Below are 21,833 nucleotides of genomic sequence, written 5' to 3' on the forward strand. Positions count from 1 at the left end.
CCTGCCGCGCCGGCGGCGGCACCTGCCGCGCCGGCTGCACAACCTGCACCCGCCCAGTAGGGCGGTGCAGGATTTCCTTGCGGCCATAGGCCTGGTCCTCGTTGTCGAGGGCCTGGTCTATGGCGGCTTTCCCGGCCTTGCCAAACGTCTTGCCGGCGAAGTGCTGTCGACGCCGGAAATTGCGCTGCGCATCGTCGGGCTGGTGGCGATCGCCATCGGCGTCGGCATCGTCTGGTTGGTGCGTGGCTGAGGACCGCTGATCTGCAATTCCAGGAAAGTGTGAGCGGTTTTCCGTCCGGAATTGCGTAAAAGCAAAGGGATTGAACGGTTCGCCGTTTCCGCGAAACGGCGAACCGCTCTAAGGTGTAACGGAGGATTTATCCTCCTGATGTGGCCATAGCCGCAAACGTGCCGTATTTCTTGCCAACATGACGCGACGCGGCGTTTTGCCGAAGCGCTTTTTCTTTTCAGATTCCGGGAGGCTTTCGATGACATCCAACACCCTTCTGCGCGCGGCGCGGCGGACGTTCATCGCAGGTGCTGCGGCACTTATGGTCGGCGCGCTTGCCGTTCCGGCTTTCGTGACGCCGACGGTGGCCGCGGACGGACCGGCTTCGGTTGCCGACCTCGCCGAAGGCCTGCTCGGTGCGGTGGTCAACATCTCGACCTCGCAGACCGTGAAGGGCACGGAAGGTCCGGGCGCGGTGCCGATGCCGCAGCTGCCGGAGGGTTCGCCGTTCCAGGATTTCTTCGACGACTTCTTCAAGAACCGTGGCGGCGACAAGGATGGCGGCGCGCAAAAGGTGCAGTCGCTGGGCTCCGGCTTCGTAGTCGACGCCGAGCAAGGCATTGTCGTCACCAACAACCACGTCATCGCCGATGCAGACGATATCGAGGTGAATTTCTCCGACGGCGTGACGCTGAAGGCGACGCTGGTCGGCACCGACACCAAGACCGACGTGGCGGTGCTCAAGGTCGACCCGAAGGGCCACAAGCTGACGGCGGTGAAATTCGGCGATTCCAACAAGATGCGCGTCGGCGACTGGGTGATGGCGATCGGCAATCCGTTCGGCCTTGGCGGCACGGTGACGGTCGGCATCGTCTCGGCCCGCAACCGCGACATCAATTCCGGCCCCTATGACGACTTCATCCAGACCGACGCCGCCATCAACCGCGGCAATTCCGGCGGGCCGCTGTTCAACAGCCTGGGCGAGGTCATCGGTATCAACACGGCGATCATCTCGCCGTCGGGCGGCTCGATCGGCATCGGTTTCTCAATCCCCTCGCAGCTTGCCTCGGGCGTCGTCGACCAGCTGCGCCAGTTCGGCGAGACCCGTCGCGGCTGGCTCGGCGTGCGCATCCAGCCGGTGACCGACGACATCGCCGAGAGCCTCGGCATGGCGACCGCCAAGGGCGCGCTGGTGGCCGGCGTCATCAAGGGCGGACCGGTCGACAACGGCACAATTCTCGCCGGCGACGTCATCATCAAGTTCGATGGCAAGGACATCCATGAAATGCGCGACCTGCCGCGCGTCGTGGCGGAAAGCCCGGTCGGCAAGGCGGTCGACGTGATCATCGTGCGCAAGGGCGTCGAGCAGACGGTGAAGGTGACGCTCGGCCGGCTTGAGGACGGCGAGAAGGTCGCTGCCGGTGAGGACGGCACTACCGATGAGGACAAGGGCGGCGACAAGGCGCCCGCGGTCTCCACGGCCTCGGTGCTCGGCATGACCGTCGGCGAGCTCAATGACGACACACGGAAAAAATTCGGCATCGCGGCCGACGTCTCCGGCGTCGTCATCACCGACGTCACCAAGGATTCGGCCGCCGCCGAGCGCGGCATCCAGGCCGGCGAGGTAATCACCGAAATCGCCCAGGAATCGGTCGCGACCCCAAAAGACGTCATGGACCGGATCGGCGCGCTGAAGGAGCAGGGCCGCAAGAATGCGCTCTTGATGCTGGCGTCCAAGACAGGCGAGTTGCGCTTCGTGACGATCCGGATGGATTGAGTCCGGTCAGGCCTGCAACGATCTGATTTCGAAATGAAAAGGGCGGCTAGTTAGCCGCCCTTTTTCTTGCCTGCCAGTCCTTGCGCGACAGGGTGTAGAGGACATGCCGCTTGAGGTGCGGGTGGCTGTCAGGGATGGATGGGTGGTCGAAATCGCGAGCCGGGTCAGGGCTCATGCCAAGACGCTCCATGACGGCCGTCGAGCGGCGGTTGGCCGCGACGGCGAAGGAGACGATCTCGTCCCGGTCAAGCGTCTCGAAGCCAAAGGCGAGCCAGGCTTCGGAGGCCTCCGTGACATAACCCTTTCGCCAGAATTCCGGCGCCAACCGCCAGCCGATCTCGATCGTATCGGAGGGCAGGGACGGCACGTGATCGGTCTTTAAGAGGCCGACGAAGCCGATGCATTCCCCAGTCGCGGCGATCTCGGCGGCGGCAAAACCAAAGCCGTCCTCGGCGATCCAGCCCCGAAACTCGTCCATCTTGGCATCCGTCTCGGCGCGGTCGCGGCGGAACGGAAAAAATTCCATCACCCGCTCGTCGGAGTTGATGCGATGGAATAGTTCGCGGTCGCGCTCTTCCCAGTTGCGCAGGATGAGGCGCTCGGTGCGCATCGGTTTCATTGGGCGAACTCTTCCTGGCGGTAGCCCTGGAGATAAAGCAGCGCGGTGAGATCGCCATGGTCGATGCGGACCTTGGCTTCGGCAGCAACGGCCGGCTTGGCGTGGAGCGCGACACCGGTGCCGGCCAGGCGGATCATGTCGAGGTCGTTGGCGCCGTCGCCGACCGCAATCGCATCGAATGGCGTCAGGCCGAGGCGGGCCGAGATCTCGTTCAGCGCATCGGCCTTGGCGGCGCGGCCGAGGATCGGCTCGGCGACGAGGCCGGCAAAGCGCCCGTTCTCCTCGATCAGGCGGTTGGCACGGTTTTCCTGGAAGCCGAGCATGGCGGCGACACGGCTGGTGAAGACGTCGAAGCCGCCGGAGACAAGCGCCGTCCAGGCGCCATTGGCGCGCATCGTCCGCACCAGGGCGCGGCCGCCCGACGCCAGCGTCAGGCGGTTCGCGATGATGCGGCCGACGACGGCCGTATCGAGGCCTTTCAGCAACGCTACGCGTTCCCGTAAGGCGGGCTCGAAGGCGATCTCGCCGTTCATCGAGCGTGCGGTGATGGCGGCGACGCGGTCCTTGACGCCGATCTCGTCGGCGAGTTCGTCGATGCATTCCTGGTCGATCATGGTTGAATCCATATCGGCAAGCAGGATTGTCTTGCGGCGGCTTTCGGCCTGCTGAACGATCACGTCGACCGGCTCGGAGCCAAGTGCTGTGCGCAAGGCCGCACTTGCCTCAGCGGCTTCTGCCCCCTCGGGCAACACCAGATCGCAGGCGACGCCATTGCCCAGCCAGAGGACGGCGCTTGCGCCGACCGACCGTGAGGCCATATTCGCAAGCGAGGCCGACATCGCGCGGCGGACGGGGTGAGACACAAGCGTGGCAATGAGCGGCATCGAGACTTCCAAGCAGCTGGGCGAGGGCGGGCAGGCGGGCGAGGGCCGCGTGAAGAACGCGATCCTGATAGCCGGGCCGACCGCCAGCGGCAAGTCGGCGCTGGCGCTCGATCTCGCCGAGCGCAAGGGCGGTGTCATCGTCAACACCGATTCCATGCAGGGCTATTCGGTGCTCGATGTGCTGACGGCGCGGCCGAATGCCGCCGACCTCGCCCGCGCGCCGCACTATCTCTATGGCCACGTGCATCCCTCCACCGCCTATTCCACCGGCGCCTGGCTGCGCGACGTGATGAAGCTGACTGATGACGGCACGCTCGCCCGACAGCCCGATGACGCCGGCTTTGAACGTCCGGTGATTTTCGTCGGCGGCACCGGGCTCTATTTTCGCGCACTTGCCGAAGGCATTTCGGAAATGCCCGACATTCCGCAGCAGGTACGCGACCGCTGGCGCTACGAGTTAAAGGAGCAAGGCGCAGCCAAGCTGCACCGCATCCTGATGCATGAGGATTCGGCGGTCGCCATGCAGCTGAAGCCGACCGACGGCCAGCGCATCGTGCGGGCGCTGGAGGTGCTCGACGCATCCGGCCGCTCCATCCTCGAATGGCAGGCAGCGCGCGGCCGGCCGCTGATCGACCGCGACAGCGCTCAGTTCTTCGTTATCGAGCCGGACCGCGCCGCCCTTGTCGAGCGGATCGAAACAAGGTTCGACCGCATGCTCGATCTCGGCGCGCTCGATGAGGTCAAACGGCTTGCGGCGCTTGGCCTCGATCCCGACCTGCCGGCGATGAAGGCGATCGGCGTTCGCGAACTTTCGGCCGCCATGGCTGGTGACACCAGCTTTTCCCAGGCCATCGCGCGCTGCAAGGCAGCGACGCGGCAATATGCCAAACGGCAAACGACGTGGTTTCGCCATCAACTGGGACCGGAATGGCTGAGATTGCAGCCCGGCGACGGCCTGCAAGCCGTGATTTGATTCTCGTGCTGCCAATACAATTAAAGAAACAAAAGTAGGAATGAACATTCCCGCTCCGGTTGTCTGGATTAACCGTCCGTAAGGCGCCGGCATGCCATAGATCCGGGGGGTACTTTTCCAACGGGGAGCAGATGCGTTTCCACAAGGCGGAATCCGCATTTTTCGTCTTTATTTTCGTGATCCTGGCCGCAGGCCTGGTGACGCTTTATGCCTATGGTCAATTGCAGTTCATCGCGGTCGGTCACGATACGACTTCCCGGGTCGAGAGGATCGCCTATCTCAACACGCTGCTGTTTGTCACCGGGGTGCTGCTGGCGACAGCGCTGTTCTTCGGCGTGTTCTTCATCTACCCGCTGATTCGTAGGCAGGCCACGGAAGAGGGCAAGCTGCGCGCCATGACGGTTTCGCTCAGCGCCCGCTCGGAAACGCTGCAGCATGCGGCATTGACCGACGGCCTTACCGGCATGCAGAACCGGCGCTACTTCGACGATGCGCTGAAGGAATATCTCGAGGAATTCCGCCGCATCGAAAAGCCCGTCGGGCTCATGATCCTCGACCTCGATCATTTCAAGCAGGTCAACGACACGCATGGCCACGATGTCGGCGACGAGGTGCTGAGGGCAGTCGCCAATTGCCTCAAAGGCATGACGCGCTACCACGATGTGGTGGCGCGGCTTGGGGGCGAGGAGTTCGCCGTCGTTACGCCCAACATGGATGCGGAGTTGTTGGGGAAGTTCGCGGAACGCATTCGCAAGGCGATTGCCAACATGTCGGTGCTGTCGGGCAATGTCCGCCTCAAGATCACCACCAGCGTCGGGCTAGCCGTCTGGGATCGGAAGGAAAGCGCCGAGGAATTCTACCGCCGCGCCGACCGCCAGCTCTACGAGGCGAAGAGGCAAGGCCGCAACCGCGTCTGCGCCTAAAATCCCGAAGAAGAATTCATGAGGCCGGTTGCCTGACGTGGCTTTCTCGACTTCCAGTGCTCACGGACTAAATGTCCGCTCCGCTCCGGCTTCTCGAAAGCCACGCCATTCAATCCGGCCTGATGAATTCCCTTTCGGGATTTTGCCCAAGCGGGCCAACGAAGCCGAGCCCTGGCGCTCCGGCGGCTTCTCAATTGGCCGGCAAAAAAGTCGCTACGCTGAAGGTCAATCGTTCTGCGGGCGCATGCCGAAGGTTGTGGGCTTGAGGCCGTAGCGCAGGTCGAAATCGTCGTCGGGCTGGATGCGCTGGGCGGTGGCCGGCTTTCGGTAATCGGGATCGCCGGCCTGGCGGCCGGAATCCACTGCTTCGGCGAAGGCCATCTGCTGCTGCGGTTTCGGGACGTTGCGCAGCCGCTCGACGATGGCGGCGAGATCGACGTCGTTGCCGTCCTGCGAGAACTCGTCCTGCTCTCGCTTGGCGGTGCCGGGGATCAGGTTCTCCGCCAGTTTTTCGAACTTCAGCCGCATGGTCGTCGCCACGCCTTCACCGAAGGCGATGGCTTCGCGCTGGCCCATGGAGGACAGAAAGGCCAGCGTCGAGGCGGAGGAATCGGCGATCGCCGAGCGGATGATTGCCTGGTCCTGCTCGTTGGCCAGCCGCATGGCGAAGAAGGTCGAGCATTGCGACAGGATGGTCGGATCGAGTTCACCCGGGCGCTGGGTGACGACGCCGAGATAGCAGCCATATTTGCGGCCTTCCTTGGCGATGCGCGACAATGCATGCCTTGTCGGCGCGAAGCCGAGGCGCGGATCGGCCGGCATATAGCGGTGCGCTTCCTCGCACAGCAGCAAAAGCTTCAGCCGGCCCTCGCTCCACAGCGCAAGGTCGAAGGCCAGGCGCGCCAGCACCGAACAGACGGAGTTGACCACTTCGGACGGCATGCCGGCCATCTCGAAACAGGTCACCGGGCGGCCATGATGCGGCACACGGAAAATATTGCCGATCGTCTCGTGGATCGTGTCCTCGATCAGCCGCGAATTGAACATGAAGCGATAGCGCGGGTCGGACGCGGCGGACTCGATGCGCGTCTTCAGCGATTTCAGCGTCGGGCGGTCGTTCTTGCTTTCCAGGAGGCCCATGCGCTCGTCGATCTGCTTGATGAGATCGACCATGCGGTAGGGCACCGGCGTGTCGGCGGTCAGCGCATCGCTGCCGCGGCGCACGTAAGAGCCTGAATTGGGATTGCGATAGAGGTTCTTGGCGGCGGGGATCAGGTCGCGCAGGACATCGACTTCTTCCGGCACGACCTCTCGGCCGCGAAACAGCACTTCGGCGAATTCTTCGAGCCTGAACATCCAGAACGGCAGATCAAGCGTCTTGGAATCGACCCGGACGCAGAACTCAGGCAGGGATGCCGCGAATTCATTGTGCGGATCGAGAATGAGGATTCGCAGATCGGGCCGGGCGGCGATCGATTTGCGCAGCAGCAGCGAGATGGCGGTGGATTTGCCGACGCCGGTTGTGCCGACAACGGCAAAATGGCGCGCCAGCGTGTCGTCGATGGCGATGTTGGCGTCGATCGACTCATCCTGCGACAGCGTACCGATGGTGATCGAATGACGCCCGGCGAGATCGTAGACCGCCTGCAGATCACGGGTACGGATGCGGTGCGCTATGGCGCCGATATGAGGATAGGTGGTGATGCCGCGGTCGAACACCGGTTTGGCCCCCGGTTCGGCGCCGTCGCGCACTTCGCCGATCAGCTCGACGCTGACCTCGATGGGGTTTTGTCCCTCATTGCTCCAGGCGCGATCCGACTTGCCGATTTCGTAGACCAGACCAACGGTGCGCGATGTCCCGAGATTGATGGAGATCATCTTGCCGACGGTCCACAGGCCGGTGACCGCGCCTTCGATGTCGTCGGCATAGGCGCTGATGGTGGCGCGCGCACCGTCGCACTGCACGACGTTGCCGAGAATGCGCTTGTCGCTCTGCTCTGCGCGGCGGCGCTCCTGCGAGGTCGGTTCGCCGACGGAGGCTTCGCGCTCGACAAACATACGATCCGATCCCCATTCTCGTGGAGCGTCGATCCTACACAGACGGGGTTAAGGTGGCGTGATGCGGGATGGTGTAGCAGGGGTTAACCCGTCAGCGAAAATTCAACCGGCCGGCCTCTTTTCCGAATCCAAATATTCGATATATTGGACGAATGACTGATATAGCGAATGACATGTCGGCCACGATAGGCAGACGAATCCACGCCGAAAGAGCCTTGCGGGACTGGTCGTTGGCCGACCTGGCGAACCGCTCCGGCGTCTCCAAAGCCATGCTCAGCACTATCGAGCGCGGCATGACCAGCCCGACGGCCGCGCTGCTGGTGCGCATCGCCGCTGCTTTCGGCATGACGCTGTCGACGCTGATAGCACGCGCCGAGCAGCAAGGTGGCGGCCTGCTGCGCGAGAGTGAGCAGCCGGTTTGGCGCGACCCCGGTACGGGCTATGTCCGTCGGCATCTGTCGCCGGTTTCCGACACGCCGCTCGAATTGATCCGGGTGCAACTGCCGGCTGGCGCCAGCGTGAGTTTCCCGGCGGCGTCCTATGCCTTCATCAAGCAGCAGATGTGGCTGATCTCCGGGCGACTTGAGTTCACCGAGGGTGATATGGTGCATAGTCTCGAGCCCGGCGACTGCCTGGCGCTCGGCGCGCCGTCGGACTGCACGTTCCATGCCGTCGGACCGCAGCCGGCCGACTATCTGGTTGCGCTGGTCAGGGGCTGAAATCGTGGCAAGACGTCCCAAGCGCTCCGACAATGGCGGACCGCCGCTCGATGATTACAAGGGCCCGCCATGGGGCAAGGGCGATCCCTACATCTTCCTGGCCTGGCAGGCAGCGCATGCCAAGGCGTGGAAGGCGCCAAGCCGTGACGTGATGCTGATGCGCATGGAAAAGGCCGAGCGGCTTGGCCTGACCTATGAGGAATACACGCTCGAAATCCTCGAACGCGGGCTGCATCTGCAGCCGAAAGACACCGATCGCATCGCCGCGATCAAGGCGAGACGAAAGCGGCGCCGCGTCGCGCGTCTGGATTAGCAAGGGAAAGTGCAGGTGAGTCCCATCGAAATCAGGTCGCTGACTGCGGGAACACGCGACATGCTGGCCGACCTCCTGATCGAGACGGTCACGGCCGGCGGCTCCGTCAGCTTCATGCATCCCTTATCCAGGCAAGCGGCGGAAACTTTCTGGAGCAACTCGTTGATGGCAGCAGAGAGAGGCGAAAGAGCGGTGCTGGGCGCTTGGTATGGCGACGCGTTGGTCGGCACCGTCACCTTGCTGCTCGACTTTCCGGTCAATCAGCCGCACCGGGCCGAGATCGCCAAGCTCATGACCCGCGTCGAACACCGCGGCAAGGGCATAGCGAGCCGGCTGATGCGGGCGGCCGAAACGCTCGCCGTCGAGAAAGGCCGCACGCTTCTGGTGCTGGACACCGCAACCGAGGAGGGCGCTTCCGGCCTTTACGAAAAACTCGGCTTCACGCTCACTGGCGAAATACCGGACTTTGCCCTGAAACCGCATGGCGGGCTGACCGGCACGCTCATCTACTGGAAGCGCATCGGCGGCGCTGCCTAAGCCTTGTGATGAACCTCTTGCAGCGCGTAGACCGGCGTCGCGATGCCTTCCATGCGGGCCTTCAACTGCAACGCCAGGAACTGCGAATAGTGGCGCGACTGATGCAGATTGCCGCCATGGAACCACAGCGCCTCCTGTTGCGTCGGCTTCCACATGTTGCGGAGCTCGCCTTCCCAGGGGCCTGGGTCCTTGGTGGTGTTGGAGCCGAGGCCCCAGCATTTGCCGACCTTGTCTGCGACCTCCCGTGAGATCAAATCGGCCGCCCAGCCGTTCATCGAACCATAGCCGGTGGCGTAGACGATGAGATCGGCCGGCAGTTCCGATCCATCGCTGAGCAGGACCGAATGCTCCTTGATCTCCTTCACGTCGACACCGCTTTTCAGCTTGATCGACCCGTCGATGATCAGGTCGGATGCGCCGACATCGATGTAATAGCCCGAGCCGCGCCGCAGATATTTCATGAACAGGCCGGAGCCGTCATCGCCCCAGTCAAGCATGAAGCCGGCCTTCTCCAGGCCCTTGTAGAATTTGTCGTCGCGCTTCTTCATCTCGGCATAGGCCGGGATCTGGAATTCGTGCAGGATCTTGTAGGGCAGGGAGGCAAAGACGAGGTCGGCCTTGGCTGTGGTCATACCGCTCGCGACCGCCTTTTCCGAATAGAGCGAGCCCAGGCCGATCTCCATCAGCGTGTCCGACTTGACGATGTGCGTGGTCGAGCGCTGCACCATGGTGACGTCGGCGCCGGCCTCCCAAAGGGCTGCTGCAATGTCGTGGGCGGAGTTGTTCGAGCCGATGACGACAGCTTGTCTGCCGACATAGGCATCGGGTCCCGGATGCTTCGAGGAGTGATGCTGGTCGCCCTTGAATGTGTCCATGCCCTTGAAGTTCGGCATGTTGGCCTTGCCGGATTGCCCCGTGGCCAGCACCAATTGTTTCGGCTTCAGCGTGATGTCCTTGCCGTCGCGGCGCACGACAACGGTCCATTCCTTTTTCTTGTCGTCATAAACGGCGCTCTTGGCCTCGGTCGATGACCAGTAATTCAGCTCCATCACCTTGGCGTACATTTCCAGCCAGTCGCCGATCTTGTCCTTGGGCGCGAAGACCGGCCAGTTCTTGGGGAAGTCGATATAGGGCAGATGGTCGTACCAGACCGGGTCGTGCAGGCACAGCGACTTGTAGCGCTTGCGCCAGCTGTCGCCGGCACGCTCGTTCTTCTCGACGATGATGGTGGGCACGCCGAGTTGCCGCAGCCGGGCGCCGAGCGCGATGCCGCCCTGGCCGCCGCCAATGATGAGCGTATAGGGTTGCGTCTTGAAGCCGAGTTCGGCGGCTTCCTTCTCGCGCTCCTCCTTCCAGGTCGGGCGGTTCTTGCCATGGCCGTGCTTGGCGCCGAGCGGCCGGTCGAAACCGGCCGGCTCCTCATGGCCCTTGAGCTCGACCATAGTGGTGAGCAGCGTCCAGATCTTGCCGTCCTTCAGCCGGATGTGGCCGAAGCCGCGCGCGACAGACGTTTCGAAACTGATCCAGCCGTCGAGCACGCCGTCGCTTTCCGTGGCATCCTCGCCCTTGGCGATCGCCCAGTTCGACGGTTTGGTCCTGGCCAACTGGCTGACCAGCATGTCGCGCACCTGATCGCGGCCTTCCATCGTCTTGATGTTCCAGGTGAAGGTGACGAGATCGCGCCAGTAACAATCCTCCTGGAAGCAGGCGACCGCCTTGTCGATGTCGCCGGCGGTGAGTGCCGCGCCGAAGCGATCGAGCAGGTCGGAAAGCTTCTTGTTGGGGGCCTTGTCGAGCATTGAATTTCCTCCGCGATTTTTCCTGGCCGCCCGTAGCGAACGGAACCCTGCCGAAGCTTGACGTCCGGCCTGGCGCAGTATCGCGGCAAATTATGCGCCGCGTCACGTCGTCCAATAGTTTGCCGCGTATTCAGGGGCTTATCGGGAAATCGGGACGCCGAAGACCGTCACGAACCAGCGGCGGACCGCTTCCTCGGCCGGGCTCAGATGCGCGCCCGAAGGTGCGGTCAGATAGTGGCCGGCACCGCTCGACAGCGTAAAGCCGGACAGGGTGACGAGAGATCCTTCGCGCAGTGCCGCGTCGGCCAACGGTCGCGATCCTAGCACCATGCCGGCGCCGTGCTTCGCCGCCTCCAGTGCGGTAACGAAACTGTCGAATTTGTGCGTCGGCCCGAGCGCCGGCTTCATCCGGGCGACGGCGAACCATTCGCCCCACATTTCCCGTGCGCCGACCACTGTAAGTCTCGGCAATCCCGTCCAATCCTTGACGTTGGCGAGATGTGGCGATGCCATCGGCGTCAAGGTTTCGCGGGTGAGGCGGTCGGCCTGCCGTCCGGCAAAGGAGCCGGAGCCAATGCCGAAACGGATGTCGAGACCCACAAAGCGCTCGCCGTAATCGGCCGGTGTGTGGATGGTCTCGATCTGCAGCTGGACGAAGGGCAGGTCCTTGGCCATTTGCGGCAGCTTCGGCGCGATCATCAGCACGGCGAAGGAAATCGGCGAGCGGATCGTCACGCTCTGGACGGTCTTGGGTTCAAACAGCTCGCGCGTGCTGTTGGCGATCACGGCGAAGGCCGATTGCAGATGCGGCAGGTAGGCGGCACCCTCCGGCGTCAATTCTACGCCGCGCGCCAGGCGGATGAACAGCGGCTGCTTCAACCGCTCTTCGAGAGAACGGATGTGCTGGCTGACCGCAGCCTGGGTCAGGCCAAGCTCGGCCGCGGCGGCGGTGAAATTCGACAGCCGCGCGGCGGCCTCGAAACTCCGCAGCCAGTCAAGCGGGGGCAAGGGCAGGGTTGTTTCAGTCATAAACCGTTTAGGGCCTCTGGCTGCAAAATGATAATTTGAGTTATGCCTTCGACATCATCACGATGCAACCGGAAACCCTGCGGAGTTGGCTGCGGGGCGCTGCGGACAGGAACGGATCCCCATGCTTAGCCAGGTGCTGATCGGCGACGAAGGAAGAACGATCGACCTCGGGTGGAAGGACGGCGCGCGCACTCGCTTTCACGCCATGTGGTTGCGCGACAATGCGCTCGACGACAAGACGCGTAGCGCCGGCAACGGCCAGCGGCTGATCACCATTCTCGACATTCCCATGCAGACATGGATCGGCGCAGCCGCGATCAAGGGCGATGCGCTTGAAGTCAGTTTCGAACCGGAGGGAAAGACGGTGCGCTTTCCTGCGGCATGGCTGAGCGCCAATGCCTATGACCGCGATGCCGCCCGACAGCCCGGCTGGACAGGCGAGGGCACCGTGCGATGGACCAGGGCCTCTATGCAGAATTCGGTGCCGCGCGCCGGCTATGTCGCGGCCAGCCGCGACCGCGCCGTCTTGCGGCAATGGCTGTCGGCGGTGAAGACCTACGGCTTCGCGGTGATGGACGATCTGCCGGCCGAATCCGGGGCGCTGTGCAAAGTGTCCGATCTGTTCGGCTATATCAGGGAGACCAATTACGGCCGCTGGTTCGAGGTGCGCGCCGAGGTCAATCCAACCAATCTGGCCTACACCAATCTTGGCCTGCAGGCGCATACCGACAACCCCTATCGTGATCCGGTGCCGACCTTGCAGATCCTGTCGTGTATCGAAAACACGGTCGAGGGCGGCGAATCCAGCGTCGTCGATGGTTTTGCCGTGGCGGCCGCGCTGCAGGCCGAAAACCCCGAAGGCTTCCGGCTGTTGAGTTCATACCCGGCGCGCTTCGAATATGCCGGCTCGTCGGGCGTGCGATTGCAGGCCAAGCGGCCGATGATCGAGCTCGGGCCGGATGGCGAACTCATCGCCATCCGCTTCAACAACCGCTCGCTGGCGCCGACCGTCGATGTGCCGTTCGCGGAGATGGAGGCCTACTACGCCGCCTATCGCCGGTTTGCCGAACTGATCGAGGATCCGTCCTTCGAAGTGACCTTCAAGCTCGAGGCGGGCCAGGCCTTCATCGTCGACAACACCCGCGTCATGCATGCCCGCAAGCAGTTCTCCGGCGCCGGCAAGCGCTGGCTGCAGGGCTGCTACGCCGACAAGGATGGCCTTTTGTCGACGCTGTCGGCGATCGAACACGAATTCAAGGAAGCAGCGGAATGAGCAGCCAGGATTTGAACGCGAGCAACATCGTCGAATTCATCGCCGATATTTTCGAACGCCGAGGGGCTGAATCCTATCTCGGCGAACCCGTCACCATGTCGGAGCACATGTTGCAGGGCGCCTGGTTCGCCGAAAAGGACGGCGCGCCCGATGTGCTGGTGGCGGCAGCACTGCTGCACGATATCGGCCACTACACCAGCGAGTTCGGCACCTATTCGCCCGACGATGTCGAGGACAAGCATCATGACGAAGCCGGCGGCGAGGTGCTGGCGCCGTTCTTTCCACCGGTGATCGTCGAATGCGTCAGGCTGCATGTCGCGGCCAAGCGCTACCTCTGCGCTACCGACCCCACCTATTTCGGCAGGCTGTCGCAGGCCTCGGTCCACACGCTGTCGCTGCAAGGCGGGCCGATGAATGCCGAAGAGGTGGCCGAGTTCCGCAAGAACCCGTTCCACGAGGAAGCGGTGCGGGTTCGCATCTGGGACGAGGCCGGCAAGATCGCCAACATGAAGACCCGGGCATTTCGCGACTACATGCCGCTGCTGCAGCGGGTTGTCCGCGACTTCGCCAATCGCGCCTGATCGCAATCCGGGGAAGGAACGGCATATGCACCGTTTCGACGGCAAACATGCGCTAACCGTATGCCGCCGCAGACTTGCCGCGAGCGTCTGCGTGCGCAGGCGCTCGCGCCTCGCTGCCGATCCCTACCGGTGACGAGCCTTGTCACCGCGGATTTTATTGCGACATCCGTCGGCGCGGCCCAAGATCAGTAGGTCAGACTTCGGTGTATATTTGACTCAGACGAAGGTCTGAGAATCGAGCTGCAAGCACGAAAGGAGAGTTTCCTCAGCGTTTGTGAGCCGCAATTTTGGGCTGTTCATTCTTGAATACCGTGACACATCATGATGTGATGGTGGCATGAATGGAGAAAGGCAGCCCCTGTTTTCATCCGTGCGTCGCCGGGCGTACTTTAGCTTGCGCGTATTCGCGGCGGTTGCGGTGACGATGCCGGTGCTTGGTCTGCGGTTGAGCCATGTCGACGGTTACAAGATCGAATTCGCCGCTGCCAGCGCCAAGAGCGGAAACAATGGCAATGGTAACGGTGGTGGCAACGGTAGTGGTAACGGTAATGGCTCAGGCGGCAACGCCGGGAATGGCAACGCCAACGGAAAGGGAAAAAATGGTGCCGGCGACAACGCCGCCGGTAGCCAAGCTCCCAGTAGCCAAGTCAATGCCGCTGGCGACACGGTGACGGTACAGGGCGCCAAAATCCAGGTCGTGCATCGCGATGGATTCAGCGAAAGCATCGAGGCCGGCCGCTTCACTATGAAGGATCCGCTTGGAAGGACAATTGTCGAACGCGCCGTAAGGGCCTCCGACATTGCTCGTCTGAAAGGGCTGTAACTGTTGGTTCGCCAACCAGCATCCGACCTTCAGACAAGCCCCGATCTCCCTATACAAGACCCGTTTTGGGCGCGTGCATAAGAATGGCTGCTTCGGTGCGGTTTCGCACCTTTAGCTTTTGAAATATCCGAGTCATGTGGTGTTTTACCGTTTTCTCCTGCAGGTTGAGACGTTTGGCGACTTCTTTATTGCTCAGTCCTTCGCCTACCAAGGAGATTATCCCAAGCTCGCGTCCCGAGAGATTGGCAACGAGATCGGTTGTGCGCTTTTCCGGCCGGATCAGTTCATTCAAAAGCTGCGCTGACAGGGTCGGCGAAACATATTTTTTTCCTGCGGCTATATAAGTCAGCACCTCGGCCAGCGATGCCGCCCCAATCCCTTTCAGCACATATCCGCGTACGCCCAGCCTGAGCGCCGTTGCCAAATCGGCGTTCGCCTCCGAGACGGTGAGCATGACGATCTTGCAGTCAGGCTGAGTTGCAAGAATATTTTCCGCTGCCGCCAGACCCCCTCCCGGCAAACTGATGTCTAGCAGCAATATGTCGGGATTTGCCAAGGCCGCAAGCTGTTCGGCATCCGTCGCGGTTTCGCCCGCACCAACGACTTCGAAGCCGCCGATTTCGGCGAGGCTGCGAGCCACACCCTCGCGAAACAGCGGATGATCATCAACAATGGCAATCCTTATGGGAGCGGTCATTTCTGGTCCTCGATGTTGAGCGTTATGGTCAGCCGGGTCCCCCTGGGGCTCGAAAAGGTCTCGAAGTGACCTCCGATACTTTCGATACGTTCCCTCATACCGGCGAGTCCAAGTCCTTCACACGATCCCGACTGGAATCCAGGGCCGTGATCAAGCACTTGAATGAGGAGCTTGCCCTGCGTCACTCTCGCCTTGACAGCCTGCCCCTTGCCCAGACCGTGTCGCCAGGCATTGTTCAGCCCCTCCTGCGCGAAGCGAAAGATGCTTATTTTCTCGGACGTCCCCAGGTCGGGCAGGCGAGATGGCAGTGAAAGCGATACGGAGGAGGCCGTCCGGCGTTCATGTTCGGCAACTGCAAGCCGCAATATCTCCGCGACTGTCGAAGCTTCGATCTGTGGCAGCACGAGGCCGGTGCAGATGGCGCGGATCTCCCGCATCGCCTCGTCCAACGTATGATGGATATCGGCGATCTCGGTCTTCCGGTGGCTTGGGGATGCGGCGGGATCGAGCAGCAGAGGGCTGTCCATGCGCAGCGCAGCCAGTGCGACCAGCTGAGCTGGACCGTCATGCAAATCAGACCCGATGCGACGCAAGTAACGCTCGTTGATTGCCGTTGCGCGGCGCGACGCCTGCTGGACGCGCTCCCGCAAAGCGGAATTCTGCTCCAAAAGCAACTGAAGTTCGGCCACTTGTGTCTCAAGCGCTGAACGCTGCGTTTCGATAGTGCTGCTGCCGCGAAGCACGATTCCCGAGAGCATCGCCAAGGCGACCGCGGTCGCGCCAGCCACGAGCAGCCAGCTCGACCATAGTGCCGAGTTTAAAGTGCCCTGAAGATCGTCGGCTATCTCGTAGAACTCGGAAACGGCCACAACATCGCCCGACCACGGCTCTCGAACCGGATTGTAGATCTCGAGCAGCGAGGCGGTGGGGCTCTTCCGTTCCTTCCTTTCATTTTCGTCCAGATCATTGAATTGCGCCACCACGTTTCCACCGAACGCATGCAGCAAGTTCGCATTTGGCTCGAAGGTCTGGCCGATAAGAGCCGCGTCTTTGGCGTACAGCACCTTGCCATCACGCCGCCAAAGCACGAACGACGCCAGTTTTTTGCCGAGAGCACCCTGGTCCAGGGTTTCATCGAGCGCCCGTTTAACGGTGTCGCTGAGCTGCTGGCTTTTGCGCATATCCGGCAGGATTGGCGCGATGACACTGTCGACGTAAAGCGCGGTCGTGCTTGCAGAGTTGCGGATCACTCCATCTCGTATTTGCGAGGTGACCCATAGGCCGACGACCAGCATCAGCGACAGCAGCCCAATGCTTCCGACTATGATGAACTGCCAAGCCAACGATAGCCTGTTCCAGTTTTGATAGAGACTATCAATGTAGCGCACGTCTCAACCGACCCCGCGACTTTGGCCGCGCCAAAATGCCTAAGCCATCCTACATCTAGAACGGTCGATGGTGCGAGCAAGCGCTAGGTTGAATTGCCGGGGAAACCGCAATTTCAGGGCATGATCCCACCGCCACCCGCGGGGAACGGCGGTGGGATCAGCGTTACTGTATGATCTTGACGATCTTCCGCGTGCCGGGGTCGACCAGCACGGTTCGCCCGTCGACCACAACGTAGCGATACTTGACGCTCGGCACTTCATGCAGTTCCACCGTGTCGGGAATGGCGGTCCCCACGTTCAATTCGACACCTGGAATCTTCACCGACGCAAGGGGCTGCTTTTTCACGTATTCGCGCACAACCGTTTCCTGCTCCGGCGCGATGATGACGTCTTGAGCGGCAACTACGCCCGCGCTCGCGAGCAGCAAGAATCCGGCAATTGCGGTCGACTGGTACATGGTCGTCATGATTCTCTCCTTCATCAACGCTCATGCATCTTGCGCGAGCTCGATTCCGATACGGTGGTTGTTGGTGAGGTTGATGCACACCGCAAGCCGAACGGGCTTTTCGCGGCTGCGTTCCCGCGTGGGGCTTCGGTCCGGGCGTCATCGGGCCAATGGACTATAGGGAGAGGGACCAAAGTCTGGTGCCAGGCTGTAGAGGTCCTAGAGCCTCCTCAGGGCGGAACACAGGGTTCTCGGCATCGTTGAGATCAGCACTTGTGGGAGGCGTNGAGGCGTTAATGGACAACAGCGTCCATCAGGCACGATGGTTGCTCTTGCCTGTTTTCGGGGTAGCCATCCTGGTCATGACGACGGGAGTACTTCTAAGCTTGTGAGGCTGGTGTCATCGCTATGGGATCACAAGCTCAGAAAAAAGCAAAAATCTTGCGTTGCATTAATTTTTTGATGCAATTTGTAGCTGATTGTTGGCAAAACTACTGCCTACATTTATTGGTCTTCTTAGAAGCCCGATTTTATTCGCAAAATGCGGAACAAAGTATTTTTGACAGAGTTGGCTAGGCTGAGGGACCGACTCTTTAAGGAGAAAGCAGATGAAACATGTGTTGATCACGAGCATGATTGCGCTTGGCGTCGGGTGCGGCGCCGCGATCGCCCAGACCCAGGCTGTGCAGCCGAGCGGCGGCGACAACTGCGCCGCTGGCGCGGCCGATTGCCAGAAGGGCGGCAAGGCCGGCGAACAGGCGCAAGGCAAGATGAAGTCACAGACCGATCAGAATGCACAGGGCCAGGCTGGCGCCACGACCGATCAGCAGGCTCAGGGCAAAGCCAAGCTCAAGACGGATGAACAGGCACAGGGCAAGGCCGGGACCAGTACCGAGCAGAATGCTCAGGGTCAGGCCGGCGCCACGACCGATCAGCAGGCTCAGGGCAAGGCCAAGCTCAAGACGGATGAACAGGCCCAGGGCAAGGCCGGGACCAGCACCGAGCAGAATGCTCAGGGCCAGACCGGCACCAGCACCGAGAAGCAGGCTCAGGGCAANGCTCAGGGCCAGACCGGCACCAGCACCGAGAAGCAGGCTCAGGGCAAAGCCGGGACCAGCACCGAGCAGAACGCTCAGGGCCAGACCGGCACCAGCACGGACCAGCAGGCCCAGGGCAAGGCCGGGACCACCACCGAGCAGAACGCTCAGGGCAACACAAACGTCCAGACCGACCAGGGCAATACGGCCTCGATCAACAACGTGACAGTCGAGCAGAAGACGCAGGTCACGCAGATCATCCACGAGACCAGGGTTGAGCCGGTGAAGAACGTCGACTTCGACATTTCGGTCGGCATCGAGGTGCCGCGGCACAAAGTGCGCCTGCACCGTCTGCCGGCGCGCATTGTCAAGATCGTCCCGGCTTACGAATCCTATGAGTACTTCGTGCTGGCCGACGGGCGCATCGTCATCGTCGACCCGGATACGTACAAGATCGTGCTGATCCTGACGTGACACGGCAGTGGCTCTTGTTCCCGGCGCGGTGCGATTGAGGGGTATCGTATGCGCCGCGGTGGCCCGCCGACCAGAGGCGGCGGGCCACTTGCTTTGTCTTTCGCATCGCGCGTTTTTCCCGTTGACACCTTGCCTTTCACCCTCGTAGTGTCCGCCACGATGAAAAAGGCACTCATTCTCGTAGGAAAGCGCGTGGGCAAGGCGGTGTAACCGCCGGGCGAAAACCTCCCATGCGCAACACACAGGCTCCCATCGGGGGCCTTTTTTATTGCCCGAAACACGACTAAACGACCAGCAATCGCCTCATGGCTAGAAGTACGGGACCAGACCGATGAGCAACGGACAGAACGAACGGCGCGAAATGCCAAACAGGGAAATGACTGGCGCCGAAATGGTGGTGCAGGCGCTGAAGGACAATGGCGTCAAGCATGTCTTCGGCTATCCCGGCGGCGCGGTGCTTCCGATCTATGACGAAATCTTCCAGCAGGACGAGGTCGAGCACATCCTCGTCCGCCACGAGCAAGGCGCAGGGCATGCGGCCGAAGGCTATGCCCGCTCGACCGGCAAGGCCGGCGTCATGCTGGTGACCTCCGGCCCGGGCGCCACCAATGCGGTGACGCCGCTGCAGGATGCGCTGATGGATTCGATCCCGCTGGTCTGCCTGACCGGGCAGGTGCCGACTTCGCTGATCGGCTCCGACGCGTTCCAGGAGTGCGACACGGTCGGCATCACGCGCCCCTGCACCAAGCACAACTGGCTGGTGAAGGACGTCAACGAATTGGCCGCCACCATCCATGAGGCCTTCCATGTCGCGACGACCGGCCGCCCCGGCCCGGTGGTGGTCGACATTCCGAAGGATGTGCAGTTCGCCAAAGGCATCTATGTGCCGCCGCAGGCGGCGCCGCGCACCAGCTACCAGCCGAAGGTCCAGGGCGACCTGGAAAAGATCAAGGCCGCCGTCGAACTGATGGCCAGCGCCAAGAAGCCGATCATCTATTCGGGCGGCGGCGTCATCAACTCCGGTCCGGAGGCCAGCCATCTTCTGCGCGAACTGGTCGACCTCACCGGCTTCCCGATCACCTCGACGCTGATGGGCCTCGGCGCGTATCCGGCATCGGGCAAGAACTGGATGGGCATGCTGGGCATGCACGGCACTTATGAAGCCAATATGGCGATGCATGATTGCGACGTGATGATCTGCATCGGCGCGCGCTTCGACGACCGCATCACCGGACGGCTGACCGCCTTCTCGCCCAACTCGAAGAAGATCCACATCGACATCGATCCATCGTCGATCAACAAGAACGTGCACACGGAAGTGCCCATCATCGGCGATGTCGGCCGGGTGCTGGAGGACATGGTGCGGCTGTGGCGGGCGAGCGCCAAGGCCGACAAGAAGGCGCTCCATCCCTGGTGGGAGCAGATCGCCAAATGGCGCGCGCGTGACTCGCTCGCGTTCAAGATGAACCACGATGTGATCATGCCGCAATATGCCATCCAGCGGCTCTACGAACTGACCAAGGACATGGACACCTACATCACCACCGAGGTCGGCCAGCACCAGATGTGGGCGGCGCAGCACTATCATTTCGAGAAGCCGAACCGCTGGATGACGTCGGGCGGGTTGGGCACGATGGGCTACGGTCTGCCGGCTGCGCTCGGCGTGCAGATCGCGCACCCGGATGCGCTGGTCATCGACATCGCAGGCGATGCCTCGGTGCAGATGACGATGCAGGAGATGAGCGCGGCGGTGCAGCACAATGCGCCGATCAAGATCTTCATCCTCAACAACCAGTATATGGGCATGGTGCGCCAGTGGCAGCAGCTGCTGCACGGCAACCGTCTGTCGCATTCCTACACCGAAGCGATGCCCGACTTCGTCAAGCTGGCCGACGCATATGGCGGCCATGGCATTCGCTGCGAGAAGCCGGACGAGCTGGACGATGCGATCAAGGAGATGATCGCGGTGAAGAAGCCGGTGCTGTTCGATTGCCGGGTGGCGACGCTCGCCAACTGCTTCCCGATGATCCCGTCGGGCAAGGCGCATAATGAAATGCTCCTGCCCGACGAGGCGACCGACGAAGCCGTGGCCAACGCCATCGACGCCAAGGGCAGGGAACTGGTCTAGGTCCAAGCCGGGGCAGGGCTGTCGCGAGAAGCCGTGCGCAAACAGAGAATTAGCTCAAAGTCTGAAATCGAGATTCATGTCATGAACGCACAGCTTCAACCGACCGGCTCCGCCTATTTCATCGCCAAGGAAACGGAAAAGCCGGAGAACCACACGCTCTCCGTGCTGGTCGACAATGAGCCCGGTGTGCTTGCCCGGGTCATCGGCCTGTTTTCCGGCCGCGGTTATAACATCGAGAGCCTCACCGTCTCCGAGACCGAACACGAGAAGCACCTGTCGCGCATCACCATCGTGACGCGCGGCACGCCGCATGTGCTGGAGCAGATCAAGCACCAGCTCGAACGCATCGTACCGGTGCATCGCGTCGTCGATCTCACCGTGCGCTCGCACGAGTTCGGCCAGGAGCGGCCGCTGGAACGCGAGTTGGCGCTGGTCAAGGTCGCCGGCACCGGCGAAGCCCGCGTCGAGGCGCTGCGTCTGGCGGACGCTTTTCGCGCTTCGGTCATCGACGCCAACACCGAGCACTTCATCTTCGAGATTACCGGCAAGGGTTCGAAGCTCGACCAGTTCATCGCCATCATGAAGCCGCTCGGCCTGGTCGAGATCTGCCGCACCGGCGTGGCGGCGATGAACCGCGGCCCGCAAGGGATGTAGTCTCAGTCCAACTATTTTACCGGCTTGGGATCGACCTTGCCGCTCGCCAGATTCTTACTCTCCCTTTTGATCGGGCGCGATACCGGACAGACGTCCTGGACGAAGCCGTTCAGCGTGTTAACCAGATTGTTCTGGACCAGCGAGTAGCGGATGAATTGTCCCTGCCGCTCCCTGGCGATGAGGCCGGCCGTCTCCAGGATGCTCAGATGCTGCGAGATCGACGGCTTCGACATGTCGAAGCGCGCCGCGATCTCGCCCGCGGTCAGCGAGGAGTGGGCGAGATAGGCGAGGATCTTGCGCCTCGGCTGCGATGACAGCGCCTCGAACACGCGCTGTATGGCGCTGCTTGCCCCGATAGCCGTGTCGCCATCCGCTGCATTGTCTTCGATCACAGCCTGCCTCTGTCGTTTCGCTTCCGGTATTTAGTCTATTGCCTAAATACCTAAATCGGAATAGTAGATAGTTAGCTTATT

Annotated in this window: 22 protein-coding genes; 13 read left to right on the forward strand and 9 right to left on the reverse strand. The window is 61.9% G+C overall.

The annotated features are described in order from the left end of the window. Positions 1 to 64 precede the first annotated feature (64 nt). Together X756_RS0135785 and X756_RS137830 are read left to right on the forward strand one after the other, a co-directional pair. A complete protein-coding gene (locus X756_RS0135785) occupies positions 65 to 250 on the forward strand; it encodes a DUF2065 family protein (protein WP_023668333.1) in 186 nt (61 codons plus the stop codon). Positions 251 to 488: 238 nt separating this feature from the next. Continuing rightward, the gene (locus X756_RS137830) at positions 489 to 2,006 is read left to right on the forward strand and encodes a DegQ family serine endoprotease (RefSeq protein WP_023682088.1); all 1,518 of its coding nucleotides are present in this window, start codon (positions 489 to 491) and stop codon (positions 2,004 to 2,006) included. 46 nt (positions 2,007 to 2,052) lie between these two features. Here the strand turns inward: X756_RS137830 and X756_RS137825 are convergent, their stop codons facing one another. Next, positions 2,053 to 2,625 (reverse strand): GNAT family N-acetyltransferase, encoded by a 573-nt coding sequence (locus tag X756_RS137825; RefSeq protein ID WP_023699045.1) that lies wholly within the window; start codon positions 2,623 to 2,625, stop codon positions 2,053 to 2,055. Further along, positions 2,622 to 3,509, reverse strand: coding sequence for a phosphoserine phosphatase SerB (serB, locus tag X756_RS137820; protein ID WP_031239626.1), 888 nt, complete (start codon positions 3,507 to 3,509; stop codon positions 2,622 to 2,624). Before serB ends, X756_RS137825 begins: the two co-directional genes overlap by 4 nt. Here serB and miaA point away from each other — a divergent pair. Together miaA and X756_RS137810 are read left to right on the forward strand one after the other, a co-directional pair. Next, on the forward strand, positions 3,499 to 4,482 hold the full coding sequence (gene miaA, locus X756_RS137815; RefSeq protein WP_023731677.1) for a tRNA (adenosine(37)-N6)-dimethylallyltransferase MiaA: 984 nt from the start codon (positions 3,499 to 3,501) through the stop codon (positions 4,480 to 4,482). The genes serB and miaA overlap by 11 nt on opposite strands. A gap of 131 nt (positions 4,483 to 4,613) precedes the next feature. Then, a complete protein-coding gene (locus X756_RS137810; RefSeq protein WP_023731678.1) occupies positions 4,614 to 5,405 on the forward strand; it encodes a GGDEF domain-containing protein in 792 nt (263 codons plus the stop codon). Positions 5,406 to 5,630: 225 nt separating this feature from the next. Here the strand turns inward: X756_RS137810 and X756_RS137805 are convergent, their stop codons facing one another. After that, positions 5,631 to 7,463, reverse strand: coding sequence for an ATP-binding protein (locus X756_RS137805; protein ID WP_023707731.1), 1,833 nt, complete (start codon positions 7,461 to 7,463; stop codon positions 5,631 to 5,633). A 152-nt stretch (positions 7,464 to 7,615) separates the two neighbouring features. Here X756_RS137805 and X756_RS137800 point away from each other — a divergent pair, with 152 nt between their 5' ends. Genes X756_RS137800 through X756_RS137790 form a run of 3 tightly spaced genes read left to right on the forward strand, consistent with a single transcriptional unit; the run spans position 7,616 to position 9,032 of the window. After that, positions 7,616 to 8,182: an XRE family transcriptional regulator gene (locus X756_RS137800; RefSeq protein ID WP_023668339.1), complete on the forward strand. Its 567-nt coding sequence runs from the start codon at positions 7,616 to 7,618 to the stop codon at positions 8,180 to 8,182. 4 nt (positions 8,183 to 8,186) lie between these two features. Further along, positions 8,187 to 8,495 (forward strand): hypothetical protein, encoded by a 309-nt coding sequence (locus X756_RS137795; RefSeq protein WP_023682084.1) that lies wholly within the window; start codon positions 8,187 to 8,189, stop codon positions 8,493 to 8,495. A 15-nt stretch (positions 8,496 to 8,510) separates the two neighbouring features. Next, positions 8,511 to 9,032: a GNAT family N-acetyltransferase gene (locus X756_RS137790; RefSeq protein ID WP_031239618.1), complete on the forward strand. Its 522-nt coding sequence runs from the start codon at positions 8,511 to 8,513 to the stop codon at positions 9,030 to 9,032. Here X756_RS137790 and X756_RS137785 read toward each other — a convergent pair. Continuing rightward, positions 9,029 to 10,831, reverse strand: coding sequence for an NAD(P)/FAD-dependent oxidoreductase (locus X756_RS137785; protein WP_023731681.1), 1,803 nt, complete (start codon positions 10,829 to 10,831; stop codon positions 9,029 to 9,031). The genes X756_RS137790 and X756_RS137785 overlap by 4 nt on opposite strands. Positions 10,832 to 10,969: 138 nt before the next feature. Beyond that, positions 10,970 to 11,860 (reverse strand): LysR family transcriptional regulator, encoded by an 891-nt coding sequence (locus X756_RS137780; RefSeq protein ID WP_023712476.1) that lies wholly within the window; start codon positions 11,858 to 11,860, stop codon positions 10,970 to 10,972. 121 nt (positions 11,861 to 11,981) lie between these two features. Between X756_RS137780 and X756_RS137775 the strand changes: the two genes are divergently transcribed. The 3 genes from X756_RS137775 (at position 11,982) to X756_RS137765 (ending at position 14,537) form a co-directional block, all read left to right on the forward strand. Further along, complete coding sequence (locus X756_RS137775; protein WP_023712477.1) at positions 11,982 to 13,133, forward strand: gamma-butyrobetaine dioxygenase; 1,152 nt, start codon at positions 11,982 to 11,984, stop codon at positions 13,131 to 13,133. After that, positions 13,130 to 13,714: an HD domain-containing protein gene (locus X756_RS137770; protein ID WP_023707734.1), complete on the forward strand. Its 585-nt coding sequence runs from the start codon at positions 13,130 to 13,132 to the stop codon at positions 13,712 to 13,714. Before X756_RS137775 ends, X756_RS137770 begins: the two co-directional genes overlap by 4 nt. A 394-nt stretch (positions 13,715 to 14,108) precedes the next feature. Then, positions 14,109 to 14,537, forward strand: a complete 429-nt coding sequence (locus X756_RS137765) for a hypothetical protein (RefSeq protein WP_023731683.1) — start codon at positions 14,109 to 14,111, stop codon at positions 14,535 to 14,537. A gap of 49 nt (positions 14,538 to 14,586) precedes the next feature. Here the strand turns inward: X756_RS137765 and X756_RS137760 are convergent, their stop codons facing one another. The 3 genes from X756_RS137760 to X756_RS137750 form a co-directional block, all read right to left on the reverse strand. Continuing rightward, positions 14,587 to 15,234, reverse strand: a complete 648-nt coding sequence (locus tag X756_RS137760) for a response regulator transcription factor (RefSeq protein ID WP_023668347.1) — start codon at positions 15,232 to 15,234, stop codon at positions 14,587 to 14,589. Next, complete coding sequence (locus X756_RS137755) at positions 15,231 to 16,622, reverse strand: sensor histidine kinase (RefSeq protein WP_023690914.1); 1,392 nt, start codon at positions 16,620 to 16,622, stop codon at positions 15,231 to 15,233. The genes X756_RS137760 and X756_RS137755 overlap by 4 nt, the downstream gene beginning before the upstream one ends. A gap of 163 nt (positions 16,623 to 16,785) precedes the next feature. Next, positions 16,786 to 17,079 (reverse strand): DUF1236 domain-containing protein, encoded by a 294-nt coding sequence (locus X756_RS137750; protein ID WP_023668349.1) that lies wholly within the window; start codon positions 17,077 to 17,079, stop codon positions 16,786 to 16,788. A gap of 596 nt (positions 17,080 to 17,675) precedes the next feature. Here X756_RS137750 and X756_RS137745 point away from each other — a divergent pair. The 3 genes from X756_RS137745 (at position 17,676) to ilvN (ending at position 21,360) form a co-directional block, all read left to right on the forward strand. Further along, positions 17,676 to 18,578 carry a DUF1236 domain-containing protein gene (locus X756_RS137745; RefSeq protein WP_023731685.1) on the forward strand — a complete coding sequence of 301 codons (903 nt, stop codon included), beginning with the start codon at positions 17,676 to 17,678 and terminating at the stop codon, positions 18,576 to 18,578. A gap of 331 nt (positions 18,579 to 18,909) precedes the next feature. Beyond that, entirely contained in the window at positions 18,910 to 20,706 is a 1,797-nt protein-coding gene (locus tag X756_RS137740; protein WP_023668351.1) for an acetolactate synthase 3 large subunit, read from the forward strand. Positions 20,707 to 20,787: 81 nt separating this feature from the next. Continuing rightward, entirely contained in the window at positions 20,788 to 21,360 is a 573-nt protein-coding gene (ilvN, locus tag X756_RS137735) for an acetolactate synthase small subunit (protein ID WP_023668352.1), read from the forward strand. Positions 21,361 to 21,371: 11 nt separating this feature from the next. On the opposite strand, the gene X756_RS137730 is transcribed toward ilvN, so the two are convergent. Then, complete coding sequence (locus X756_RS137730) at positions 21,372 to 21,752, reverse strand: metalloregulator ArsR/SmtB family transcription factor (RefSeq protein WP_023702997.1); 381 nt, start codon at positions 21,750 to 21,752, stop codon at positions 21,372 to 21,374. Positions 21,753 to 21,833 lie beyond the last annotated feature (81 nt).

This window comes from Mesorhizobium sp. LNJC405B00 (genome assembly GCF_000502615.1).
Lineage (GTDB): Bacteria > Pseudomonadota > Alphaproteobacteria > Rhizobiales > Rhizobiaceae > Mesorhizobium.

Coding starts and splice junctions, on each gene's coding strand:
- X756_RS137750 (WP_023668349.1), bottom strand. CDS start 17,079: ATGTACCAGTCGACCGCAATTGCCGGATTCTTGCTGCTCGCGAGCGCG.
- ilvN (WP_023668352.1), top strand. CDS start 20,788: ATGAACGCACAGCTTCAACCGACCGGCTCCGCCTATTTCATCGCCAAG.
- X756_RS137770 (WP_023707734.1), top strand. CDS start 13,130: ATGAGCAGCCAGGATTTGAACGCGAGCAACATCGTCGAATTCATCGCC.
- X756_RS137780 (WP_023712476.1), bottom strand. CDS start 11,860: ATGACTGAAACAACCCTGCCCTTGCCCCCGCTTGACTGGCTGCGGAGT.
- X756_RS137810 (WP_023731678.1), top strand. CDS start 4,614: ATGCGTTTCCACAAGGCGGAATCCGCATTTTTCGTCTTTATTTTCGTG.
- X756_RS137825 (WP_023699045.1), bottom strand. CDS start 2,625: ATGAAACCGATGCGCACCGAGCGCCTCATCCTGCGCAACTGGGAAGAG.
- X756_RS137800 (WP_023668339.1), top strand. CDS start 7,616: ATGACTGATATAGCGAATGACATGTCGGCCACGATAGGCAGACGAATC.
- miaA (WP_023731677.1), top strand. CDS start 3,499: ATGAGCGGCATCGAGACTTCCAAGCAGCTGGGCGAGGGCGGGCAGGCG.
- X756_RS137760 (WP_023668347.1), bottom strand. CDS start 15,234: ATGACCGCTCCCATAAGGATTGCCATTGTTGATGATCATCCGCTGTTT.
- X756_RS137775 (WP_023712477.1), top strand. CDS start 11,982: ATGCTTAGCCAGGTGCTGATCGGCGACGAAGGAAGAACGATCGACCTC.
- X756_RS137740 (WP_023668351.1), top strand. CDS start 18,910: ATGAGCAACGGACAGAACGAACGGCGCGAAATGCCAAACAGGGAAATG.
- X756_RS137830 (WP_023682088.1), top strand. CDS start 489: ATGACATCCAACACCCTTCTGCGCGCGGCGCGGCGGACGTTCATCGCA.
- serB (WP_031239626.1), bottom strand. CDS start 3,509: ATGCCGCTCATTGCCACGCTTGTGTCTCACCCCGTCCGCCGCGCGATG.
- X756_RS137785 (WP_023731681.1), bottom strand. CDS start 10,831: ATGCTCGACAAGGCCCCCAACAAGAAGCTTTCCGACCTGCTCGATCGC.
- X756_RS137805 (WP_023707731.1), bottom strand. CDS start 7,463: ATGTTTGTCGAGCGCGAAGCCTCCGTCGGCGAACCGACCTCGCAGGAG.